General features: G+C 75.9%; 22 protein-coding genes. 17 read left to right on the top strand and 5 right to left on the bottom strand.

Annotated elements, in window-relative coordinates:
- Positions 1-93 precede the first annotated feature (93 nt).
- Positions 94-936, bottom strand: coding sequence for a slipin family protein (locus tag ACI78Z_RS06325; protein WP_457035677.1), 843 nt, complete (start codon positions 934-936; stop codon positions 94-96).
- Positions 937-1,045: 109 nt separating this feature from the next.
- A complete protein-coding gene (locus tag ACI78Z_RS06320) occupies positions 1,046-2,080 on the bottom strand; it encodes a universal stress protein (protein WP_457035676.1) in 1,035 nt (344 codons plus the stop codon).
- A 103-nt stretch (positions 2,081-2,183) separates the two neighbouring features.
- Here ACI78Z_RS06320 and ACI78Z_RS06315 point away from each other — a divergent pair, with 103 nt between their 5' ends.
- From ACI78Z_RS06315 to ACI78Z_RS06280, 8 genes are all read left to right on the top strand, one after another.
- Complete coding sequence (locus ACI78Z_RS06315) at positions 2,184-2,639, top strand: MarR family winged helix-turn-helix transcriptional regulator (protein ID WP_457035675.1); 456 nt, start codon at positions 2,184-2,186, stop codon at positions 2,637-2,639.
- Between the two features lie 29 nt (positions 2,640-2,668).
- The gene (locus ACI78Z_RS06310) at positions 2,669-3,352 is read left to right on the top strand and encodes a helix-turn-helix transcriptional regulator (RefSeq protein ID WP_457035674.1); all 684 of its coding nucleotides are present in this window, start codon (positions 2,669-2,671) and stop codon (positions 3,350-3,352) included.
- Positions 3,353-3,421: 69 nt separating this feature from the next.
- On the top strand, positions 3,422-3,856 hold the full coding sequence (locus tag ACI78Z_RS06305) for a hypothetical protein (protein WP_457035673.1): 435 nt from the start codon (positions 3,422-3,424) through the stop codon (positions 3,854-3,856).
- Positions 3,853-4,482 carry a GTP cyclohydrolase I FolE gene (gene folE / locus ACI78Z_RS06300; RefSeq protein WP_457035672.1) on the top strand — a complete coding sequence of 210 codons (630 nt, stop codon included), beginning with the start codon at positions 3,853-3,855 and terminating at the stop codon, positions 4,480-4,482. Before ACI78Z_RS06305 ends, folE begins: the two co-directional genes overlap by 4 nt.
- 23 nt (positions 4,483-4,505) lie before the next feature.
- Positions 4,506-5,735 carry an NAD(P)/FAD-dependent oxidoreductase gene (locus ACI78Z_RS06295; RefSeq protein ID WP_457035671.1) on the top strand — a complete coding sequence of 410 codons (1,230 nt, stop codon included), beginning with the start codon at positions 4,506-4,508 and terminating at the stop codon, positions 5,733-5,735.
- 104 nt (positions 5,736-5,839) lie between these two features.
- A complete protein-coding gene (glnA, locus tag ACI78Z_RS06290) occupies positions 5,840-7,180 on the top strand; it encodes a type I glutamate--ammonia ligase (RefSeq protein ID WP_457035670.1) in 1,341 nt (446 codons plus the stop codon).
- A gap of 252 nt (positions 7,181-7,432) precedes the next feature.
- Positions 7,433-8,173, top strand: coding sequence for a type 1 glutamine amidotransferase (locus ACI78Z_RS06285; protein WP_457035669.1), 741 nt, complete (start codon positions 7,433-7,435; stop codon positions 8,171-8,173).
- The gene (locus ACI78Z_RS06280; RefSeq protein ID WP_457035668.1) at positions 8,170-11,298 is read left to right on the top strand and encodes a bifunctional [glutamine synthetase] adenylyltransferase/[glutamine synthetase]-adenylyl-L-tyrosine phosphorylase; all 3,129 of its coding nucleotides are present in this window, start codon (positions 8,170-8,172) and stop codon (positions 11,296-11,298) included. The genes ACI78Z_RS06285 and ACI78Z_RS06280 overlap by 4 nt, the downstream gene beginning before the upstream one ends.
- Here the strand turns inward: ACI78Z_RS06280 and ACI78Z_RS06275 are convergent.
- Positions 11,277-12,041 (bottom strand): Crp/Fnr family transcriptional regulator, encoded by a 765-nt coding sequence (locus ACI78Z_RS06275; protein WP_457035667.1) that lies wholly within the window; start codon positions 12,039-12,041, stop codon positions 11,277-11,279. The two genes, ACI78Z_RS06280 and ACI78Z_RS06275, sit on opposite strands and share 22 nt — an antisense overlap.
- A 43-nt stretch (positions 12,042-12,084) precedes the next feature.
- The gene (locus ACI78Z_RS06270) at positions 12,085-12,735 is read right to left on the bottom strand and encodes a chemotaxis protein CheB (RefSeq protein WP_457035666.1); all 651 of its coding nucleotides are present in this window, start codon (positions 12,733-12,735) and stop codon (positions 12,085-12,087) included.
- A gap of 170 nt (positions 12,736-12,905) precedes the next feature.
- Between ACI78Z_RS06270 and ACI78Z_RS06265 the strand changes: the two genes are divergently transcribed.
- Both ACI78Z_RS06265 and ACI78Z_RS06260 read left to right on the top strand, forming a co-directional pair.
- Positions 12,906-13,205 (top strand): hypothetical protein, encoded by a 300-nt coding sequence (locus ACI78Z_RS06265; protein WP_457035665.1) that lies wholly within the window; start codon positions 12,906-12,908, stop codon positions 13,203-13,205.
- Positions 13,206-13,253: 48 nt separating this feature from the next.
- Positions 13,254-13,565, top strand: a complete 312-nt coding sequence (locus ACI78Z_RS06260) for a CDGSH iron-sulfur domain-containing protein (RefSeq protein WP_457035664.1) — start codon at positions 13,254-13,256, stop codon at positions 13,563-13,565.
- Between the two features lie 70 nt (positions 13,566-13,635).
- On the opposite strand, the gene ACI78Z_RS06255 is transcribed toward ACI78Z_RS06260, so the two are convergent.
- A complete protein-coding gene (locus ACI78Z_RS06255; protein WP_457035663.1) occupies positions 13,636-14,646 on the bottom strand; it encodes an iron-containing redox enzyme family protein in 1,011 nt (336 codons plus the stop codon).
- A gap of 77 nt (positions 14,647-14,723) precedes the next feature.
- Between ACI78Z_RS06255 and ACI78Z_RS06250 the strand changes: the two genes are divergently transcribed.
- The 7 genes from ACI78Z_RS06250 to ACI78Z_RS06220 all read left to right on the top strand — a co-directional run bounded on the left by ACI78Z_RS06250 (position 14,724) and on the right by ACI78Z_RS06220 (position 21,812).
- Complete coding sequence (locus tag ACI78Z_RS06250; protein ID WP_457035662.1) at positions 14,724-15,572, top strand: SDR family oxidoreductase; 849 nt, start codon at positions 14,724-14,726, stop codon at positions 15,570-15,572.
- An 87-nt stretch (positions 15,573-15,659) separates the two neighbouring features.
- Positions 15,660-16,235, top strand: coding sequence for a hypothetical protein (locus ACI78Z_RS06245; protein WP_457035661.1), 576 nt, complete (start codon positions 15,660-15,662; stop codon positions 16,233-16,235).
- 94 nt (positions 16,236-16,329) lie between these two features.
- On the top strand, positions 16,330-17,190 hold the full coding sequence (locus ACI78Z_RS06240; RefSeq protein ID WP_457035660.1) for an FAD binding domain-containing protein: 861 nt from the start codon (positions 16,330-16,332) through the stop codon (positions 17,188-17,190).
- The gene (locus ACI78Z_RS06235) at positions 17,190-17,660 is read left to right on the top strand and encodes a (2Fe-2S)-binding protein (RefSeq protein ID WP_457035659.1); all 471 of its coding nucleotides are present in this window, start codon (positions 17,190-17,192) and stop codon (positions 17,658-17,660) included. Before ACI78Z_RS06240 ends, ACI78Z_RS06235 begins: the two co-directional genes overlap by 1 nt.
- Entirely contained in the window at positions 17,657-19,939 is a 2,283-nt protein-coding gene (gene pucD, locus ACI78Z_RS06230) for a xanthine dehydrogenase subunit D (RefSeq protein ID WP_457035658.1), read from the top strand. The genes ACI78Z_RS06235 and pucD overlap by 4 nt, the downstream gene beginning before the upstream one ends.
- Before the next feature lie 164 nt (positions 19,940-20,103).
- Positions 20,104-21,174, top strand: coding sequence for a s-methyl-5-thioribose-1-phosphate isomerase (locus ACI78Z_RS06225; RefSeq protein WP_457035657.1), 1,071 nt, complete (start codon positions 20,104-20,106; stop codon positions 21,172-21,174).
- Positions 21,171-21,812, top strand: coding sequence for a class II aldolase/adducin family protein (locus ACI78Z_RS06220; RefSeq protein ID WP_457035656.1), 642 nt, complete (start codon positions 21,171-21,173; stop codon positions 21,810-21,812). The genes ACI78Z_RS06225 and ACI78Z_RS06220 overlap by 4 nt, the downstream gene beginning before the upstream one ends.
- Positions 21,813-21,821 lie beyond the last annotated feature (9 nt).

The following is a 21,821-nucleotide window of genomic DNA, read 5'->3' as shown; positions in this document are numbered from 1 at the left end:
CCGCGTCCCGGGCACCCGGCCAGGCGGGGAGGACGGCGGCCCGCGCAGGGGCCGCCGCCGGCCCCGTCCAGGGCACCGCCCCGAGCTCTGGTCTCAGCCGGTGGCCACCGGCGGGGTCGTCGGCCGCGGGACGGGGACGCCGTTCACCGCCGGGGTGGGATCGACGGCCTCCGCGCTCGGGGGAGTGGCGCGCTCGAGGAAGCGCAGCAGCTCGACCGGGAAGGGCAGGACGACCGTCGAGTTCTTCTCCGCGGCCACCTCGACCATGGTCTGCAGCAGGCGCAGCTGGAGCGCCGCCGGCTGGGTCGCCATCACCTGCGCGGCCTGCGCCAGCTTCTCCGACGCCTGCAGCTCGCCCTCTGCGGTGATCACCCGGGACCGGCGCTCCCGCTCGGCCTCGGCCTGCCGGGCGATCGACCGCTTCATCGACTCGGGCAGCGCGACGTCCTTGATGTCGACCCGGTCGATGTGGACACCCCAGTCGACGGCCGGGTTGTCGAGCATCAGCTCCAGTCCCTGGTTGAGCCGCTCGCGGTTCGACAGCAGGTCGTCGAGGTCGCTCTTGCCGATGATCGACCGCAGCGACGCCTGTGCGACCTGCGCGATCGCGGCCTGGTAGTTCTGCACGTCGACGACGACCCGCACCGGGTCGAACACCCGGTAGTAGACGACCGCGTCGACCTTGACGGTGACGTTGTCGCGGGTGATCCCCTCCTGCGCCGGCACCGGCATGGTGACGATCTGCATGTTGACCTTGTGCAGCCGGTCGACGCCCGGGGCGATGACGGTCAGGCCCGGCGACCGGGCGTCGCCGAGCAGCCGGCCGAACCGCAGCACGACCCCGCGCTGGTACTGGTTCACGACCCGGACGCTCGCCCCCAGCAGGACCAGCAGCCCCGCGAGTGCGAGCGCCAGGATCACGAGGATGACGTCCATCTCGGCCTCCGTCGTCCCGTCGGATGCGGTGCGGGCACGGGGACGGCGTGCCCGGCGTCGGACCGGCCGGCCACCGGTGCGCCGACGGCGCGGTGGCCCGGCCGCCCGACTAGCTGCGCGCCCACGGGGCGGCCCCCGCCGCGGAGGGCTCGGTCCCGCGGCGCACGACGGCGACCGGAGCCGCGGCCCCGTCCACCACGGCGTGGCTCACCGAGCCGAACAGGGCTCGCAGCCCGGCCCGTCGACCCCGTGAGCCGACGACGACGAGTGCGGCGCCCGCGGAGCCGGCGATCAGGGCCGAGGCCGGGTCGCAGCGCACCACCTGGGTGGTGACCGGCACGTCCGGGTACCGCTCCCGCCAGGCCGCGACGGCGCCGTCGACCAGCGCGTGCGCCGCGGCCTCCGTGGTGACGAGCGGGGCGGTCACCGCCTCCAGGTCGGCAGGGCAGTCGGCGCACCAGGCATGGACGGCGGTGACGGCGGCGCCGCGCCGGGCGGCGGCGCGGAAGGCAAAGTCGACGGCGGCGTCGGAGTGCGGAAGGCCGTCGATCCCCACCACGACCCGGGCGGTGGCGACGTCCCGGGCGCCGTCGCCGGCCGGGTGCACCACCGCGACGGGGCAGCCGGCGGTGGTCGTCAACCCCCGGGCGAGCGCCCCGTGCGGACGGCGCCGGACGCGCGGCGGCCGGCCCGCCCGCGGTCGGGCACCCAGGACGAGGAGGTGGGCGTCCCGGCTCTCGCGGAGGAGGACCCGGCGGGGCGATCCCCGGACGATGCCAGCGGAGGCCTCGATGCCCGGGGCGATCGACCGCACCCGTGTCAGCGCGTCCTCCACGAGCTGGGCGGCCGCCGCCTGCAGTGCGGTCAGGCTGTCGGCCACCGGGACGGCGCCGAGCGGGTCCATCGGCACCGGAGCCGGGAACGCGTGCACGATCCGCAGCGGACGCGCCTGCGCGGTGGCTTCCGTGGCCGCCCACTCCAGGGCCGGTGAGGACCGCCCGTGGGCGGCGACACCGACGACGACGGGTGCGGGCGACCTCCGGAGCCGCTGCACGACGGGGAGCACGGCCCGGCTGAAGGCCCGGTCCGACAGCAGTGCGACCTCCAGCTCCTGCACTGCCCGGCGTTCGGAGTCACTGAGCACGAGCGCCTCCTGACGGCGGTCCGCCCCAACAGATGCATCGTAAGACGATATTTCGTCCGCCGGAAGGGCGTGCTGCGCGGCGCATCCGTGGTCGAATGGAGCCGTGGCGGAGGAGGACGACGCACCGGCCGGTCCGCCGCTGACCAAGCAGGAGTTCGAGGCGCTGGCGCGCTTCCGCTTCGGCATCCGCCGCTACCTGCGCTTCAGCGAGGAGACCGTGCGCCGGCACGGGCTGACCCCGCAGCAGTACCAGCTGCTCCTCGCGTTGAAGGGCTTCCCCGACCGGGAGTGGGCCACGGTGCGGGAGCTGGCCGAGCGGCTGCAGCTGCGCCACCACAGCGTCGTCGAGCTGGTCGACCGGGCCCAGGGGCAGGGGCTGGTCGCGCGGGCCGCCAACCCCGAGGACGCGCGATCGGTCCGGGTCCTGCTGACCGCGGCCGGGGAGCGGATCCTGGGCCGGCTCAGCGCGCTGCACCGGGACGAGCTGCGCCGCCTCGACACGGCGCTGACGCCGCCCGACTGGGGGGAGCACGTCCCGGCCGAGTCGGGGACTGTTTGACCAAGGTCTGTTGGTTCTAGAATTCCCGCGTGGACTCCCGCGCTGCCCAGGTCGCCGCCGTCTCCGCCCTGGCCGAGCCCACCCGGCGTCGGCTGTACGACCACGTGGTGCGTCAGCCGCAGCCGGTCGGCCGCGACGAGGTGGCCGCGGCGCTCGCCGTCCCCCGGGCGACGGTCGCCTTCCACCTGGACCGGCTGGTGGCCGACGGCCTGCTCGACGTGCACTACGAGCGGCGCACCGGCCGCAGCGGGCCCGGCGCCGGTCGCCCCGCGAAGCTCTACCGGCGGGCGGCGTGCACCGTCGGGGTCTCCCTGCCCGAGCGCCGCTACGACCTCGCCGGCGAGCTGCTCGCCGGGGCGCTGCAGGAGGCCGACGCGTCGGGCGAGTCGCCCCGGACCGTGCTCGGCCGACGGGCCCACGCCCGCGGTCGGGAGCTGGGCCGGGGGGCGGGCCGGGAGCCCGATGCCCGGGACGCCGTGCTGGCGGTGCTGGAGGAGCACGGCTTCGAGCCCCGGGCCGAGGACGGCGGGGTGGTCCTCGGGAACTGCCCGTTCCACGCGCTGGCCGACGAGTACACCGACCTCGTCTGCGGGATGAACCTGCGCCTGCTCGACGGCGTCCTCGCCGGCATCGACGGCACCGGGCTCGCCGCCCGCCTCGCGCCGGCCCCGGGCGGCTGCTGCGTCCGTCTGGAGCCGTCACCGCCGGTCTGAGGGGTGTTGACAGCGGTGCGGCAGGGGTCTCTACTTCTAAACATCATCGGTTTTAGAAGGAGGGTTCCCATGACCACCCACCTCGACCGCACCGGGAGCGCCGTCACGGCCACCGACCCGGCCCGCCAGGCCTTCCTGCTGCTGCGGACGACCTTCACCATCGCGCCCATCGCCTTCGGGCTGGACAAGTTCGCCAACCTGCTCACCGACTGGCCGGGCTACCTCGCGCCGTGGATCGACGACCTCGTGCCCGGCACCGCGCAGCAGGCGATGTACGCCGTCGGCGTCGTCGAGATCGTCGCCGGCGTCGTGGTCGCCGTCGCGCCACGGTTCGGCGGCTGGCTGGTGGCCGCCTGGCTCGGCGGGATCATCGTCGACCTGCTGACCGTCCCCGGCTTCTACGACGTGGCCCTGCGCGACCTCGGGCTGCTCGTCGCCGCCGTCGCCCTCGCCCGGCTCGCGGTGCGCTACGCGCCCGGTCGCACCGCCGGGGACCGGTCGTGACCGCGGCCGGACCGGCGGAGGCCTCCGCGGTCGAGAGCCGCACCCCCGCCCTGCGCGTCGTGCGGGAGACCGGGGCGGTGGACCTGCCCGCGGCCGAGGAGGCGGTCAGCGCGCTGCTCCGGGCGCTGGGCAGGCACCCGGCGTCGCCGCACCTGGCCGGGACGCCGCGGCGGGTGGCCCGCTCCTACGCCGAGCTGCTGACCGGCCGGCACTTCGACCTCACCACCTTCCCCAACGACGAGGGCTACGACGAGCTGGTCCTCGCCCGGGACATCCCCCTGCAGTCCCTGTGCGAGCACCACCTGCTGCCCTTCTCCGGGGTCGCGCACGTCGGCTACCTGCCCGGTGACCGGATCCTCGGGCTGTCCAAGCTCGCCCGGGTGCTCGAGGTGTTCGCCCGCGACCTGCAGGTGCAGGAGCGGCTGACCCAGCAGGTGGCCGACTGGCTGCAGGAGCACCTCGCCCCACGGGGGGTCGGCGTCGTGATCGAGGCCGAGCACCTGTGCATGTCCCTGCGCGGGGTCCGGGCGACCGGCGCCCGCACCGTCACCTCCGCGCTGCACGGCGTGCTGCGCTCCGACGCCCGCTCCCGCGCCGAGTTCTTCGCACTCACCGGAACCGCCTGACCCAGCCCCGAGGGGAGGACCCCGTGCCCAACCAGGACGCGTTCGTCATCGTCGGTGCCGGACTGGCCGGCGCCAAGGCCGCGCAGACGCTGCGGGAGGAGGGGTTCGACGGGCCGGTCGTGCTCGTCGGCGCCGAACCCGAGCGGCCCTACGAACGGCCGCCGCTGTCCAAGGGCTACCTGCTCGGCACCGCCGGCCGCGACAGCGCCTTCGTCCACGACGCCGGGTGGTACGCCGAGCACGACGTCGACCTGCGCACCGGCGTCCGGGCCACCGGGCTGGACCCGGCCGCGCACCGGGTGGCGCTGGACACGGGGGAGGAGCTCGGCTACGCGCGGCTGCTGCTGGCCACCGGGGCCTCGGCCCGGCCGCTCCCGGTCCCCGGCGCCGACCTCGACGGTGTCCGGTACCTGCGCACCCTGGCCGACGCCGACCGGCTGCAGGCCGACCTGGCCGGCGGCGGACGCCGGGTGGTCGTCGTCGGCGCCGGCTGGATCGGGCTCGAGGTCGCCGCGGCCGCACGGTCCCACGGCAACGCGGTCACGGTCGTCGAACCGCAGCCCACCCCGCTGCACGCGGTGCTGGGCGCCGAGATGGGCCGCGTGTTCGCCCGGCTGCACCGCGACCACGGCGTCGACCTGCTGACCGACACGGTCGTCCGGGAGCTCCGCGGATCCGGGGGACGGGTCACCGCGGTGGTCACCGACGCCCACGCGGGGCTGCCGGCCGACGTGGTGGTCGTCGGGATCGGCGCCGTCCCGCACACGGCACTGGCGGCGTCGGCAGGGCTGGACGTCGACAACGGCGTCGTGACCGACCACGCGCTGCGCACCTCGGCGGCCGACGTCCACGCGGCCGGCGACGTGGCGGCGTCCTTCCACCCGCCCTACGGGCGCCACGTCCGCGTCGAGCACTGGGCCAACGCGCTCCACCAGGGGCCGGCCGCGGCGCGCTCGATGCTGGGACAGGAGGTGACCTACGACCGCGTGCCCTACTTCTTCACCGACCAGTACGAGCTGGGCATGGAGTACTCGGGGCTCGCCGGCCCCGGCGACACGCTCGTCTGCCGCGGCGACCCCGACGGCGGGGAGTTCATCGCCTTCTGGACGGCCGACGGCCGGGTGACCGCCGGCATGAACGTGAACGTCTGGGACGTCACCGCGCCGATCCAGCAGCTGATCCGGTCGCGGCGCCAGGTGCAGCCGGCCCGGCTGGCCGACCCGGACACGCCGCTGGAAATGCTCGCCGGGTAGCACTCCGGGCCGCCGGGCGTGCCAGGGTGCCGCCGCTCCCGTGCAGGAGGCAGGCTGGGGACGACGTCACACCCCGGAAACGACTGGACGCGATCATGGCGAGCATGGACCGGCAGCAGGAGTTCGTCCTGCGCACCCTGGAGGAACGCGACATCCGCTTCGTGCGGCTGTGGTTCACCGACGTCTCCGGCTACCTCAAGGCCGTCGCCGTCGCTCCGGCCGAGATCGAGGCCGCCTTCGCCGAGGGCATCGGCTTCGACGGCTCGGCGATCGAGGGCTTCGCCCGCGTCTACGAGTCCGACATGCTCGCCAAGCCCGACCCCGGCACCTTCCAGGTGATGCCGTCGGCCAAGGGGCAGCCCAGCGACACCGCCCGGATGTTCTGCGACCTGACCCTGCCCGACGGGTCGCCGTCCTGGGCCGACCCGCGGCACGTGCTGCGCCGGGCGCTGTCGAAGGCCGCCGACATGGGCTTCACCTTCTACACCCACCCCGAGGTCGAGTTCTTCCTGCTCAAGGACCTGCCGACCGACGGCAGGCCGCCCGAGCCGGCCGACACCGGCGGCTACTTCGACCTGTCCACCCACAACGTCGCGCACGACTTCCGCCGGGAGGCGGTCTTCGCGCTGGAGGCGATGGGCATCTCGGTGGAGTTCAGCCACCACGAGGTCGCGCCCGGCCAGCAGGAGATCGACCTGCGCTACGCCGACGCCCTGTCGATGGCGGACAACATCATGACGCTGCGGCACGTCGTCCGGGAGGTCGCGCTGGCCCAGGACGTGCACGCCACGTTCATGCCCAAGCCGTTCACCGACCTGGCGGGCTCGGCGATGCACACCCACCTGTCGCTGTTCGAGGGCGACCGCAACGCCTTCCACGACCCGGCCGACCCGATGAAGCTGTCGACCACCGGCAAGCAGTTCATCGCCGGGCTGCTCACCCACGCCAAGGAGTACACGGCCGTCACCAACCAGACGGTGAACTCCTACCGGCGGCTGCTCGCCGGCACCGAGGCGCCGACCGCGGCCACCTGGGGCCGGGCCAACCGCTCGGCGCTGGTGCGGCTGCCCTCCTACAAGCCGAACAAGGGCCAGTCGGCGCGGGTGGAGGTCCGCTCGCCGGACTCCGCGTGCAACCCCTACCTCACCTTCGCCGTCCTGCTGGCCGCCGGGCTGCGCGGCATCGAGAAGGGCTACGACCTGCCGCCGGAGGCCGAGGACGACGTCTGGTCGCTCACCGACACCGAGCGCCGCGCGGCCGGCTACGAGGACCTCCCGGTGTCCCTCGGCGAGGCGCTCACCGCGATGCAGGGCAGCGAGCTGGTCGCCGAGGCCCTCGGCGAGCACGTCTTCGAGTTCTTCCTGCGCAACAAGTGGGCCGAGTTCAACGCCTACCGGCAGAACGTGACCCCCTGGGAGCTCACCCGGTACCTGCCCGGCATGTAGGAGGACCCCCTGCCCCCACCACTCGCAGGCTCGCGGCGAGCCTCGTGACGGGTCCCGGGGAAGGGCCGCGCTGGACCCCGCAGCCGCGGCGCTCATGCCGACGGTGTCCGCAGGGACCGGCAGGTGCGTCGGCGCGGCTACGGCGGTGAGTGCTGCTGCACTCACCGCCGTAGCCGCGTGGGAGACAACCGGTCGGTGGGCGCGGGGCCGGCACGGCCGGGGACGGCGCGGCGGCGAACTACCCTCGGCGGCGTGGCCCGCCTGCTCGTCGTCGTCCCGCACGAGACCGACCCGCCCGCCCGGCTCGGCGCGTGGCTGGCGCAGGCCGGGCTGGAGCTCGACGAGCGCCGGCCGGGCACCGGCGACGAGCTCCCCGCGACGCTCGAGGGCTTCGACGGGCTGCTCGTCCTGGGCGGCCCGCAGTCGGCGATGGACGACGAGCGGACCAGCCCGGAACTCGCCGGCGTCCGCCGCCTGCTGGCCGAGGCGCTGGCCGGCGACGTCCCCACCCTGGCGGTCTGCCTGGGCGCCCAGCTGCTCGCCGAGGTCGGGGGCGGCCACGTGCGGAAGGGCGTCGAGGGGCCCGAGGTGGGCGCCACCCTGGTGGCCAAGCGCGACGCCGCCGACCGCGACCCGCTCTTCCGCCCGCTCCCGCTGTCGCCCGACGTGATCCAGTTCCACCACGACGAGATCGCCGAGCTGCCGCGCGGGGCCACCCTGCTCGCCAGCAGCCCCATGTACGCCCACCAGGCGTTCCGCGTCGGGGAGCACGTCTACGGCCTGCAGTTCCACATCGAGACCTCCCCGGAGATCGTCGCCGAGTGGGCCGAGCGGGACGTCGTGGGCGTGGCCGCGAGCCCCTTCGACCGCGAGACGATCTGCGCCCGCGCGGCCGCGGTGCACCCCGACCTCGAGGAGGTGTGGGCGCCGTTCGCCGGCCGCTTCGCCGACCTGGTCCGCAACAGCGTCCGGGCCGAGACGGGCGCGGCGTGACGACGAGCCCCGCTCCGGAGATCCCGCGGCGGGCCGTCGTCCGGCTGGTCCGGTTCGGGTTCCTCGACGGCGAGCGCGCCGCCCGGCTGCTGTCCGAGCCGGCCATGGGCCTGTGGGACCTCGACCGCAACGAGCCCGCGGACCCCGAGGCCGGCCCGGTCGTGTCCGCGCTGGCCCGCACCGGCGACCCCGACCTCGCCGTCCGCTCGCTGCGCCGGCTGATCGAGTCCCTGGACGCCGCCGACCCATCCGGCGGCTCGGCCGCCGGGCTGCTGGCCCGGCTGCGCGGCTCGGCGCTGCTGCGCTCCCGGCTGCTGGCCGTGCTCGGCGCCAGCTCCGGGCTCGCCGACCACCTCGCCGCCCACCCCGGCGACTGGACCGTCCTCGACGGCGACGGGAACGGCACCTCCCGGGGCCCCACCCGGCCCACGCCGCAGGCGCTGGAGCGGCAGATGCTCCTCGCCGTCGGCGCCGACCCCGACGACCCGCCGTGGGGCGTGCGGCTGGGCAAGGGCGCGCCGGACGCCGACCCGCACCGGATCGCCGACCTGCGGCTGGCCTACCGGCGGGCCATCCTCTCCGTCGCCGGGCGCGACCTCGGCGAGGGCCTGGCCGCCGAGGACGTCGCCGCCGAGCTGGCCGACATCGCCGGGGCCGTCCTGACCGCGGGGCTCGCCCTGGCCGTCGCCGAGCAGCCCGCCGACGCCGCGGCCTGCCGGCTGGCGGTCATCGCGCTGGGCAAGACCGGTGGCCGCGAGCTCAACTACGTCAGCGATGTCGACGTGGTGTTCGTCGCCGAGCCGGTCGGCCCGTCGGGTCAGGCGGGCGAGGAGGTCGACGCCGGCGCGGCGGTGAAGAGCGCGACGCGGGTGGCCGCGGCGCTCATGCGGATCTGCCGCGAGGCGGCCTGGGAGGTCGACGCCGCGCTGCGGCCCGAGGGCAGGGCCGGCGCGCTGGTGCGCACCCTGGCCAACCACGCGGCCTACTACCGCAGCTGGGCCAGCACCTGGGAGTTCCAGGCGCTGCTGAAGATGCGCCCGGTCGCCGGCGATCCCGACCTCGGCCGGGCCTACGTCGAGGAACTGTTCCCGCTGGTCTGGCAGGCCGGCGACCGCCCCGGCTTCGTCGGCGAGGTGCAGGCGATGCGCCGGCGGGTGCTGGACAACATCCCGCCGGCCCAGGTCGAGCGCGAGCTCAAGCTCGGCCGGGGCGGGCTGCGCGACGTCGAGTTCGCCGTCCAGCTGCTGCAGCTGGTGCACGGGCGGGTCGACGTCCGGCTGCGGGTGGGCGGCACCCTCCCGGCGCTGCACGCGCTGCGCGCCGGCGGCTACGTCGGCCGCGAGGACGCCGACACGCTCATCGCCTCCTACCGGTTCCTGCGCACCGTCGAGCACCGCCTGCAGCTGCTCCGGCTGCGCCGCACCCACCTGCTGCCCACCGACGAGCAGCAGCTGCGCTGGCTGGCCCGGTCGCTGGGCTACAAGCCCGACCACCGCGGGGACGCCGTCGCCGTCCTCGACGCCGAGCTGTCGCTGCACACCCGCGAGGTCCGCCGGCTGCACGAGAAGCTCTTCTACCGGCCGCTGCTGTCGGCCGTGGCGAAGGTGCCGCCGGAGGCCGCGCAGCTGGGCTCCCAGGCGGCCGGCGACTGGCTGCGCGCGCTGGGTTTCGCCGACCCCGACGGCGCGCTGCGGCACATGGCGGCGCTCACCGGCGGGCTGTCGCGGTCGGCGTCGATGCAGAAGTACCTGCTGCCGGTGGTGCTGCAGACCCTCGCGGACTGCGCCGACCCCGACGCCGGCCTGCTGGCCTACCGCACGGTCAGCGAGGCCCTGGGCGGCAACCAGTGGTACCTGCGGCTGCTGCGCGACGAGGGCCAGGTGGCCGAGCGGCTGGCCGCGCTGCTGGGCTCCAGCCAGTACGTGGCCGCGCTGCTCACCCGCACCCCCGAGGCGCTGCGCATCCTCGCCGACGACGACGAGCTGCGCCCGCGCACGGCGGCCGCCCTCGCCGCGTCGTGGCGGCAGGCCGCCGGGCGGGCCGCGGACCCGGTCGGCGGCATCCGGGTGCTGCGCGGGCTGCGCCGGCACGAGCTGCTGCGGGTCGCCGCCGCGGACCTGCTCGGCCTGCTCGACGTCGGGCAGGTCGGCCGGGCGCTGACCGACATCGCCGTCGCCACGCTGCAGGTCGGCCTGCACGTCGCGGTGCGGGCGCACGCCGCCGAGGCCGGGATCGACCCGGACGAGCTGCCCACCGACATCGCGGTCATCGGCATGGGCCGGCTCGGCGGCGGGGAGATGGGCTACGGCTCGGACGCCGACGTGCTGTTCGTGCACCGGCCGCGGGCGGGCGCAGGGGAAGGGCAGGCGACCGCGGCGGCCAACGCCGTCGCGCACACGCTGCGCCGGCTGCTCGGCGAGCCGGCCCCGGACCCGGCCTTCGAGGTGGACGCCGACCTGCGGCCCGAGGGCCGGCAGGGCGCGCTGGTGCGCAGCCTGGACTCCTACCGCGAGTACTACGACCGCTGGATGTCGGTGTGGGAGGTGCAGGCGCTGCTGCGCGCGGTCCCCGTGGCCGGCGACGAGGCCCTGGGGACGGCGTTCGTCGAGCTGGTGGACCCGATCCGCTACCCGGCCGGCGGGCTGACCGCCGAGCAGGTCGCCGAGATCCGCCGGATCAAGGCGCGGGTCGAGCGCGAGCGGCTGCCGCGCGGCGCGGACCCGACCACGCACACCAAGCTGGGCCGCGGCGGGCTGGCCGACGTCGAGTGGACCGCCCAGCTGCTGCAGCTGGAGCACGCCGGCGAGCGCCCGGAGCTGCGGGTGCCCTCGACGGTGGCCGCGCTGGGCGGGCTGCGGGAGGCCGGCCTGCTCGACGAGGAGCAGGCGGGGGCGCTGCGGCGGGCGTGGGAGCTGGCCAGCCGGGCCCGCAACGCGGTCTTCCTCGTCCGCGGCCGGCCCAGCGACCAGCTGCCCCGCCCTGGTGTGGAGCTGGCCGGCGTGGCGCGGGCCAGCGGGTACGGGCCCGACGCCGACCCGGGGCAGTTCCTCGACGACTACCGGCGGGCCACCCGGCACGCCCGCAGCGTCGTGGAGCAGGTCTTCTACGGCCAGCCCGGCAGCTGATCCGGGCCGGCTCGCTCGGGCGCCTCGGGAGCCCCGCTGAGCCGGGCGTACTCCGCCTGCACGACGTCGTAGCACTCGCACGCGGCGTCGTGCAGCGCGCCGGCGTCGACGACGGTGATCCGCCCGCGGGTGTAGCGGATCACCCCGGCCTGCTGGAGCACCCCCGCGGTGAGCGAGACCGTGCCGCGGCGGACGCCGAGCATCTGCGCGAGGAACTCCTGGGTGAGCTCGAACTCGTCGGCGCCGACCCGGTCGCGGGTCTGCATCAGCCAGCGGGCGCAGCGCTCCTCGGTGGTGTGCAGCCGGTTGCACGCCACATTCTGGGACAGCTGCACCATCACCGCCTGCGTGTAGCGGTGCAGGAGGTCGTGCAGCGCACCGTCGCCGGTCAGGAAGGCCCGCAGGTCGGCAGTGGACAGCCGCACCGCCGTCCCGGCGACCTGGCACAGGCTGTCGTGCGGGCTCACCGCGCTGCCGAGGAAGACCGGCAGCCCGGAGACGCCCTCGTAGCCCACGCTGGCCACCTCGACGGCGGCCTCCCCCTCGACCGCGGAGAGCACCGACAGCACGCAGTCGAGCGGCAGGTACACGTGCTCGATCGGCCTGCCCTGCTCGTACAGCACCTCCCTGACCTGGAGGTCCACCGGCCGGAGCAGCGGCGACAGGCGGGCGTACTCGTCGTCGGGCAGGGCGCCCAGGATCAGGTTGCGGCGGGGGTCGCGGGGCCGATCGGGCGTGCGCACGGGCCACCTCCGGGGTCGCATCGGGGACCCCGGGTGCTCGAGGTCATGTGGGGGCGGTCCGTCCGGCGGCGAGCCGCGCCCACGGGGGCACGGGGACGTCGAGCAGGTCGGCGGCCCCCGGCGCCATCGTGTACGCGATGAGGGCGGGGGGAACGAGCCGCAGCGGCAGCACGTGCTCCACGCACCCGGTGGCCAGCGCCGCGCTCGGCATGCCCGGCGCCTCGGCGTCCACCGGGTCCTGCGCCAGCACCCGTCCACCGGCCCGGCGCACGGCGCGGACCCCGGCGGCGCCGTCGGAGAGCCGCCCGGTCAGCACCACGGCCAGGACGCGCGGGCCGAAGGCGTCGGCGGCGCTCGCCATCGTCCGGTCGGCGCACCGGCCGGAGTCGCACGGACCGAGGGTCAGGGACCCGCCGGCGGCCAGTTCGGCGCTGCTGCGCGGCGGCAGCACGTGCACCCCCGCGCGGAGCGGGCCGTCGGCGGCCCGGTGCACGGGGAGGACGGCGGTGGCCCGCAGGATCCCGGTGAGCAGGTCGTCCGGGCCGGGGGTGCGGTGCTGGACCACCAGGACCGGCACGGGGAAGCCCGCCGGCAGACCGGAGACGACCTGACGCAGGGCCCGGACGCCCCCGGTCGAGGCGGCGAGCACGACGACCTCGAAGGGCGGCCGCGAGGTCGCCGACGGCGTCGTCACCCGTCCGACGCTACTCCTGTGTCAGGTGCCTGACACAGCGCAGCGCTTCCCGCTCGGGAGGCCGCGGTCGGCCGCGCGGTCCGGCGTCCTCCGCGGGCCGGGGGACTGGAACCCGGACCCGTTCAGGAGAACCATCGGGGGCAGGGCACACCGTCCGGGAGGAGAGCGCGATGTCAGACCCCGTCCACCGCTCGCCGGAGCGCTCGTCAGGTGCGGACTCCATGTCGCTGGCCGAGAAGCTGGTCGCCGAGTGGGAGGCCCGCCACGACGTGGCCGCCCGCGGCCGGCGGGTCGACCCCGCCGCGGCGCTCCAGCACTACCTGAGCCACAGCAAGTGCGAGGAGCAGCTGCACCACCGCGACCACCCGCACTCGCGGCGCACGGCCCGGGAGCGCAGCGCGGCCGAGCAGTTCGCGGCGGAGCACCCGCTGCTGGCGTCGTGGGTGCGCTGGGGTGAGGACCGGCACTGACCGCCTCCGGGTGGTGTGCGCGGGGTCCGGCCGGGGCAGGGGAGGAGCGTGTCGCAGCCCCGGCCCGCCGCTGAGCCGCTCGAGGACCCCGCCCCAACGTCCGGAGGCGGTGCCACCATCACGCCCTACCGCGACGGCCCGCTGATCGTCCGCGGGGACTTCCGGCTGGTCGACCAGGACGGCGACGAGATCGACCCCGGCCGGGAGACGATCGCGCTGTGCCGGTGCGGCAAGTCCGGCATCAAGCCGTTCTGCGACGGGTCGCACAAGCGCTCCGGGTTCTCCGCCCCGAGCGCGCCGAGCCGCCCGCGGCCGGCCGCCCGGGTCCTGCGCGAGGCCCAGCACGAAGACATCGGGTGACCGAGGGGAACGGCCCCCCTGCAGGGCCCCGCCGTGAGCCTGTGAGCGGTGGGGGCCGGAGGGTCCTTCCTCAGGCGGCCAGGGCGCGCTCCCCGCGCAGGGCCGACCGGCCGGCCTCCCAGGCACCCAGCAGGTGCTGCGCGGCCAGGCCGTCCATCGCCAGCGAGCAGGCGGCCCCGAAGAGGACGTCGGCGGTGAGCCCGGGCTCCTCGGCCACCAGCGAGCCGCACATGTCCACCGAGGCGATCTGCTCGTGGACGGCGTCGGCCTCCACGTGCTCGTCGTAGAAGACCGTCGTCGTCCCGTCGAAGCCCAGCCGCCGCAGCCCGGCCGCGTAGCGGCGGGACGGCTCCGAGGAGGTCATCTCCACGCAGGCCAGGTGGCCGAGCGCCGCACCGCGCCAGCGGCGGTGCAGGCCGAACAGCGACATGGTGTTCACCGAGGCGAAGGCCGCGGCCGGGGCGGAGTCCCACAGCGCGCCGTAGCCGGCGTCCAGCCCGAGGTCGCGCATCATGCCGGCGAACAGCTCGCTGTGCATGCGCGCCGGCGCACCGCCGCCGTACTCGTCGGCCTGGATCTCCACCATCGCCGCCTTGGCCCGCCCGGACAGCCGGGGGACGGCGAAGGTGTGCGGATCGGCCTCCTTGAGGTGGTACACCGAGCGCAGCGTGAGGTACTCGCGCCACTGCTCCAGCGACCCGGTGCGCGACATGAAGGCCGACAGCGAGGGGCCGTCGTCGGCCGCGATGAGGGCGGTGAGCTGCCGGTCGACCGGCTCGTCGGTGGGCTCCACCTCGCCGACCAGCTCGCGCAGCGCCGCGGTGTGCGCCCGCTCCAGGTGCGCGCGCAGCCGCAGCAGCTCGGGGTCCCACTCCCAGGTCTCGGCGACGCCGTCGAAGCCGCGGTAGTGCAGTTCGTAGCAGACCCCGAGGGCGAGCTGGAGGTCCTCGTCGAGCAGCGGGTCGGTGGTGGTGGCCGCGGTCCGCTCGGCCAGCGCGACGGTGGCGGCGGCGAGCGTGCCGCGGGTCAGGTCGGCGCAGAGGGCAGCGGTCAGGGGGCCCCGGGGCTCGGGCAGGTGCATGGCAGCTCCCATGCCCACCGGCGGCCCCGTCGATGCACGTCAGGGGTGTGGTGTCCGTCCGCGGGTAGAGGGGGGCCATGCACACCAGCACCGACGGCCGGGTCGTCCTGGTCACCGGCGGCAGCGCCGGCATCGGCCGCAGCACCGTCACCCGGCTGGCCCGCGACGGAGCCAGGGTGGTGACCTGCGCCCGCGGCGGCGACCGCCTGCAGCATGCCGTCGGCGGGCTGCCCGGGGTCAGCCCGGTCGTGGCCGACGTCGCCGACGCGGCCGACCGCGCGCGGCTGCTCGACCGGGTCCTCGACGAGCACGGCCGGCTCGACGCCGTCGTCCTCAACGCGGGGCTGGGCTGGGCGGGACTGGTCGAGGACATGCCCGGCGACGCCGTCGAGCGGCTGATCGCGCTCAACCTGACCGGCGTCGTCGAGCTCACCCGGATCGCCCTGCCGCACCTGTTCAGCGCGGCGGCGCAGCGGGGTCGTGCCGACGTCGTCACCGTCGCCTCGGTCGCGGCCTGGTCGCAGGTGCCGCCGCTGACGGTCTACTCGGCGACCAAGGCCGGGGTGCAGGGCTTCGTGAAGGGGCTGCGGCGGGAGGTGGCCGCGCGCGGCGTGCGGGTGCACACGGTCAACCCCGGCCCGGTGTCCACCGAGTGGCTGGCCCGCGGGCACGGCTCCCCGCCGGTGTCGGACGCCGACGCCCGGGGCCGGCTCTCCCGCGGCATCCGCCCCGACCGGGTCGCCGACCAGATCGCCGGCTGCCTGGCCTCGCCGTGGTCGCGCACGGTCGCCGTCCCCCGGTGGATGGGGCTGGCCCGGCTGGGCGAGGTGCCGCCGGTGGACCGGGTGCTCGATCTCGTTCTCTCCCGGCAGGCCGACCGGATCCGCCGGGTCGCCGCCCGGTCGGTGGAGCGGCGCACCGGCTGACCCGGCCGCCGCCGTCGCGTTTCGGGAGGCGCGCCCGCTGGGCAGGGGGAGGGGGTCCGTGCACCCGACCGGGAGGACGCCGAGACCGTGCGCCACCTCCGCGGCACCGCTGCCGCCGTCCCACTCCTCGCCCTCGCCGCCTGCGCCTCCCCGGCCACCGGCGCGGCGCCCGAGGCGGTCGGCGTCTCGCCCGCCGCGCGGGCCGTCGCCGCGACCTCCCCGCAGGACGACGCGAACTCCTGTACCAGCCCGGCCGGCTACCGGGTCGAGTACCCCGCCGACTGGTCGACCAACGCCGACGGCGTGCTGCCGGCCTGCAGCTGGTTCGGCCCCGGCGAGTTCGTCGTTCCCGAGGCCTCCGACGTGCGGACGGCGCCGGTCACCCTGCAGGTCGTCGACGCACCGCTGACCGAGGTCGCCGTGCCGATGCCCGACGAGGTGACGCGGACCGAGCTCGAGGTCGGCGGCCGGCAGGCGGTGCGCACCCAGCAGGTGACGACCGTCGGTCTCTACCCCGAGGGCACCCGCATCACGACCTGGGCGCTGGACTGGGACGGCCGCACCCTGCTGGCCGACGCCGTCGAGCTGCCCGGCGGGGACCACGAGCGCGCGGTCGCCGTCCTCGACGGGATGGTCGAGGGACTGGAGAGCACCACCGTCTGATCCTCCTTGTCAGCGCCCGCGACGCGCTGTTCCCTTCTCGTGACACACCTCGTGCACAGTGCTCGGCACACCGTGCGGGGGACGAGGAGGGGCGATGGACTTCCTGCAGCCGTCGTCGTGGGAGGAGGCGCTCGCGGCGCGGGCCGAGCGGTCCGACGCGCTGCCGATCGCCGGGGGCACCGACGTGATGGTCGAGCTGAACTTCGACCGCCGCCGACCCGGGGCCCTGCTCGACCTGACCCGCGTCGGTGAGCTGCGCGAGTGGTCGGTCGAGGACGGCGTCGTCCGGCTCGGCGCCGGGGTGCCCTACGCCCGGGTGATCACCGAGCTCGGCGACCGGCTGCCCGGCCTGGCGATGGCCGCCCGCACCGTGGGCTCGCCGCAGATCCGGGTGCGCGGCACGGTGGGCGGCAACCTCGGGTCGGCGTCCCCGGCCGGTGACGCGCACCCGCCGCTGCTCGCGGCCGGCGCGGAGGTGGAGGTGGCGTCGGCCGCCCGCGGTCCCCGGTGGATCCCGGTCGCCGAGTTCTTCACCGGGGTCAAGCGCAACGCCCTCGAGCGCGACGAGCTGATCGCCGCCGTCCACGTGCGCACCGCACGAGGGCCGCAGCAGTTCTGCAAGGTCGGCACCCGCAACGCGATGGTGATCGCGGTGTCGGCGTTCGCCCTCGCCCTGCACCCCGACCGGCAGGCCGTGGGCACCGGCATCGGGTCGGCCGCGCCCACCCCGCGGCGGGCGCCCGAGGCCGAGGAGTTCCTCGCCGGCGAGCTGGACTGGGCCGGGCGCGCGCCCCTGCCGGAGAGCCTGGCGCGGGCCTTCGGCGAGCGGGTGGCCGCGGCCGCCGCCCCGATCGACGACGTCCGCGGGACGGCGGCCTACCGGCGGCACGCGCTCGCGGTGCTGGCCCGCCGCGCCGCCGCCTGGGCCTGGGACGACCTGAGGAGGGCCGCCTGATGCGCGTCACCACCACCGTCAACGGCACCGAGCGCACCGCGGACGACGTCTGGCCGGGGGCGAGCCTGCTGCACCTGCTGCGCGAGCGGCTGGGCCTGCCCGGCGCGAAGAACGCCTGCGAGCAGGGCGAGTGCGGCTCGTGCACCGTCTACCTCGACGGCGAGCCGGTGTGCGCCTGCCTCGTGGCCGCCGGGCAGGCGATCGGCCGCGAGGTCACCACCGTGGAGGGGCTGGCCGACGGGCAGTCGCTGCACCCGGTGCAGGAGGCCTTCGTCGAGGCCGGCGCCGTCCAGTGCGGGTTCTGCACGCCCGGCCTGGTGGTCGCGGCGCACGACCTGCTGGCGCGGGTGCCCGACCCCTCGGACCCGGAGATCCGCGAGGCGCTGGCCGGCAACCTGTGCCGGTGCACCGGCTACGAGAAGATCCTCGACGCGGTCCGGCTGGCCGCCCGGCGGCAGGCAGCGCGATGACCACCACCCAGACCGGGGCGAGGACGTCGGGCCGGATCGGCGACAGCGCGCAGCGCCCCGACGGCACGCTCAAGGTCACCGGCGAGTTCGCCTACGCCAGCGACCTGTGGCACGACGACATGGTCTGGGGCGTCACGCTGCGCAGCCCGCACCCGCACGCCCGCATCCGGCGCATCGACGTCGCCGAGGCGCTCACGGTGCCCGGGGTCAGCGCCGTCCTCACCGCCGACGAGGTCCCCGGCGAGAACGCCTACGGCCTCGAGCACGCCGACCAGCCGGTGCTGGCCGCGGAGTTCGTCCGCTACGAGGGCGAGCCGGTGGCGCTGGTCGCCGCCGACCACCTCGAGACCGCCCGCCGGGCCGCGGCGCGCATCCGGGTCGACTACGAGGTGCTGCCCGCCCTCACCGACGCCCGCCGGGCCCTGGACGACGACGCGCCGCAGGTGCACCCCGGGGGCAACCTGGTCCGGCACCTGAGGCTCCGGCGCGGGGACCCGGACCCGGTCGCCCCCGTCGTGGTCAGCCTCGACTTCGAGGTCGGCATGCAGGACCAGGCGTTCCTCGGCCCGGAGTCGGGGCTCGCCGTCCCGGCCGAGGACGGCGGCGTCGACCTCTACGTCGCCACCCAGTGGCTGCACGTCGACCAGCGCCAGATCTGCCTGGCCCTGGGCATGCCGCCCGAGAAGGTGCGGCTGACCCTCGCCGGCGTCGGGGGTGCGTTCGGTGGCCGGGAGGACCTCTCGGTGCACGTGCACGCCTGCCTGCTGGCGCTGCGCACGGGCCGGCCGGTGAAGATGAGCTACGGCCGGGAGGAGTCCTTCTACGGCCACGTGCACCGGCACCCGGCGACGATGACCTACGAGTTCGGCGCCGAGCGCGACGGCACCCTGGTCTACGCGCGGACCCGGGTGCTGCTCGACGGCGGCGCCTACGCCTCCTCGACCGCCGCGGTCGTCGGCAACGCCGGGCTGCTCGGCCTGGGCCCGTACCGCTACCCCTCGGTCGCGGTCGACGCCTACGGGGTGTTCACCCACAACCCGCCGTGCGGCGCGATGCGCGGCTTCGGCTGCGTGCAGACGGCCTTCGCGCACGAGGCGCTGATGGACGAGCTCGCCGCCGCCGTCGGCGTCGACCCGGTGGAGATCCGCCGGCGCAACGGCGTGCAGGAGGGCGACCGCACCATCACCGGCCAGGTCATCGACTCCGCCGCCCCGGTCGCCGAGCTGGTGGAGCGGGTGGCCGCGATGCCGCTGCCCCCGCCGCTGGAGACCTCCGACCTGCGCAACCTGCCCGGCGCGGTCGGCAACACCACCCACGGCGAGGGGGTGCGCCGCGGCGTCGGCTACGCGGTCACCTGCAAGAACGTCGGCTTCTCCGAGGGCTTCGACGACTTCTCCACCGCGCGGGTGCGGCTGCAGGTGACCGCCGGCGAGGCGGTGGCGACCGTGCACACCGCGGCCGCCGAGGTCGGCCAGGGCCTGGTCACCGTGCAGCAGCAGATCGCCCGCACCGAGCTGGGCGTGGAGCGGGTGGTCGTCGTGCCGGCCGACACCACGGTCGGCTCGGCCGGGTCCACGTCGGCGTCCCGGCAGACCTACGTCACCGGCGGGGCGGTCAAGGCCGCCTGCGAGGCGGTGCGGACGGCGGTGCTGCAGCGCGCCGCGGTCGCGCTCGGCCGGCCGGTCGCCGGGCTTGCGCTGGACGGCGACAAGGTGGTCGGTCCCGGCGGCGAGGTGCTCGCCGGGCTGGCCGACGTCCTCGGGGACGACGCGGTCGAGGAGACCGTGGAGTGGCGGCACCGGCCCACCCACGCCGTCGACCCGGAGACCGGCCAGGGCGACGCGCACGTGCAGTTCGCCTTCTCCGCGCACCGCGCGGTGGTCGACGTCGACACCGAGCTCGGCCTGGTCAAGGTGGTCGCCCTCGACACCGCCCAGGACGTCGGCCGGGCCATCAACCCCGACGCGGTCGTCGGCCAGATCCACGGCGGCTCCGCGCAGGGCATGGGGCTGGCGCTGATGGAGGAGGTCGTCGTCACCGACGGCCACGTGCGCAACCCGTCGTTCACCGACTACCTGCTGCCGACGATCCTCGACATGCCCCCGATGCGCGTGGAGGTGCTGGAGAACGCCGACCCGCACGCGCCCTACGGCGTCCGCGGGGTGGGGGAGCCGCCGACCATCTCCTCCGGCCCGGCCGTGGCCGCCGCGGTGCGGGCCGCGTGCGGCCGGCCGCTGCGCCGGGTGCCGATCCGGCCGGAGCACGTCACCGGGACCTAGGGTCCCCGGCGGGTGCGCGCTGGTGGACGCGTCCGAGCGGGGGAGGCGACCACCCGCGCGCACTCACGGCGCGGGTCAGCCCGAGACCACCAGCCGGCGGTCGTCGAGCGGAAGCGCGTCACCGGCATCTGGCCGACGCTCGCTGGGGCCGCGATCATCGTCGGGTGGCTGCCCCCGCCGGCGTGTCCGCCGGCCGACCGACGATGATCACGACGGACGTCCCGGTCCCGACCCTGGTCGGGGAGAGCGTCGTCGTCGAGCCGGACGCCGTCCGGATCCTGGACCGCCGCGTCTTCCCCCTCGAGCGGACGTGGGTGACCTGCCGCAGCCACGAGGACGTGGCCCGGGCGATCGAGGAGATGGTCACCCAGAGCCTCGGCCCGCTGTTCGCGGCCGCCGGCGGGATGACGCTCGCCGCGCGGGAGGCCGACCGGCTCCCGACGGCACGGGCACGCCGGGAGTTCCTGACCGGGGCCGGCCGTCGGCTGGTCGCCACGCGGCCGACGAACAACGGCATCCGCGACGTCGTGGCCGAGCTGCTGGCGGCCGGGACGGCCGCCGTGGACGCCGGGGAGCTGCCGGGGCCCGCGGTCGAGCGGGCTGCCCGGGCGGTGACGGAGCGGCACCGGGCCGGCCACCGGCGCCTCGGGGAGCACGCTGCCGCGCTGATCCCCGACGGCGCCACGGTCCTCACCCACTGCTGGGCGGACTCCTATCTCACCGAGACCGTGGCGGCGGTCCTGCGCTCGGGCAAGCGCATCGACGCCGTGTGCACCGAGACGCGGCCCTACCTGCAGGGCGCCCGCCTGACGGCGGAGAGCCTCGCGGAGATGGGCGTCCCCACGCGGCTGGTCACCGACGGCATGCCCGCACACCTCATGAGCCGGGGCGACGTCACCACCTTCGTGACCGGCGCCGACCGCGTCACCATGGACGGCTCCGTCGTGAACAAGATCGGCACCCTGCAGATCGCGATCGCCGCGCACACCTTCGGCGTGCCGTACCTGGCGCTCGTCCAGGCCCCGGACCGGCGCGCGCCGGACGCGGCCGCCGTCGAGCTCGAGGACCGGGACGGGCGGGAGGTGCTGCAGTGCCTCGGCCGCCGCACGGCGTCTGAACTCGTCACCGGTGTCTACCCGGCCTTCGACGTGACCCCTGCGCGGTTCGTCGGCGTCGTGGTCACCGACCGGGGGCGGTTCGCGCCGTCCGACGTGGCCTCCTACTTCGCCGCATGAGGGCACCCGCGACCCGCGACGAGGCGGTCGGCCAGCTCGTCGAGGTCGGCCGCCTGGCGGTCGAGCGGGGCCTGGTGCTGGCCAGCGGCGGCAACCTCTCCGCTCGGCTGCCGGGGGAGACCGAGTTCGTGGTGACCGCGGCCGGCACGTGGCTCGACCGGCTGACGCCCGCGGACTTCAGCGTGGTGACCCTGGACGGCGAGGTCACCGCCGGTGCCGAGCGGCCGTCGAGCGAGTGGAAGCTCCACCAGCGCACGTACCGCGCCCGCCCGGAGGTGAACGCCATCGTCCACCTGCACCCGCAGTACGCCGTCCTGGTCGACGCCCTCGGCCACCGGATCCGGCTGATCACCCTCGACCACGCCTGCTACGTCCGGTCGATCGGCACGGTCCCGTACGCCCCGAACGGCAGCGACGAGCTCGCCGACGGGGCGGCCGAGCAGGCGCGGCAGCACGACTGCATCGTCCTGTCCCACCACGGCTGCTCAGCGCTGGGACCGGACGTCGGCATGGCCTTCCGGCGGGCGTTGAACCTGGAGGAGGCGGCCACGGCCACCTACCGTGCCCTGCTGCTCGGCGACACGGGCTGCACCTTCCCGCCGGAGGGCCTCGCCGGTCTCCGGCACGACCTGCCGTGACCCGGACCA

The organism is Geodermatophilus sp. SYSU D01176 (genome assembly GCF_054050015.1).
This window is presented reverse-complemented; position numbering and strand designations above follow the sequence as displayed.

Excerpts from the sequence above, each read along its gene's own strand:
- ACI78Z_RS06325 (WP_457035677.1), bottom strand. The coding sequence starts at position 936 with ATGGACGTCATCCTCGTGATCCTGGCGCTCGCACTCGCGGGGCTGCTG.
- ACI78Z_RS06305 (WP_457035673.1), top strand. The coding sequence starts at position 3,422 with ATGACCACCCACCTCGACCGCACCGGGAGCGCCGTCACGGCCACCGAC.
- glnA (WP_457035670.1), top strand. The coding sequence starts at position 5,840 with ATGGACCGGCAGCAGGAGTTCGTCCTGCGCACCCTGGAGGAACGCGAC.
- ACI78Z_RS06265 (WP_457035665.1), top strand. The coding sequence starts at position 12,906 with ATGTCAGACCCCGTCCACCGCTCGCCGGAGCGCTCGTCAGGTGCGGAC.
- ACI78Z_RS06255 (WP_457035663.1), bottom strand. The coding sequence starts at position 14,646 with ATGCACCTGCCCGAGCCCCGGGGCCCCCTGACCGCTGCCCTCTGCGCC.
- ACI78Z_RS06250 (WP_457035662.1), top strand. The coding sequence starts at position 14,724 with ATGCACACCAGCACCGACGGCCGGGTCGTCCTGGTCACCGGCGGCAGC.
- ACI78Z_RS06240 (WP_457035660.1), top strand. The coding sequence starts at position 16,330 with ATGGACTTCCTGCAGCCGTCGTCGTGGGAGGAGGCGCTCGCGGCGCGG.
- ACI78Z_RS06235 (WP_457035659.1), top strand. The coding sequence starts at position 17,190 with ATGCGCGTCACCACCACCGTCAACGGCACCGAGCGCACCGCGGACGAC.
- pucD (WP_457035658.1), top strand. The coding sequence starts at position 17,657 with ATGACCACCACCCAGACCGGGGCGAGGACGTCGGGCCGGATCGGCGAC.
- ACI78Z_RS06220 (WP_457035656.1), top strand. The coding sequence starts at position 21,171 with ATGAGGGCACCCGCGACCCGCGACGAGGCGGTCGGCCAGCTCGTCGAG.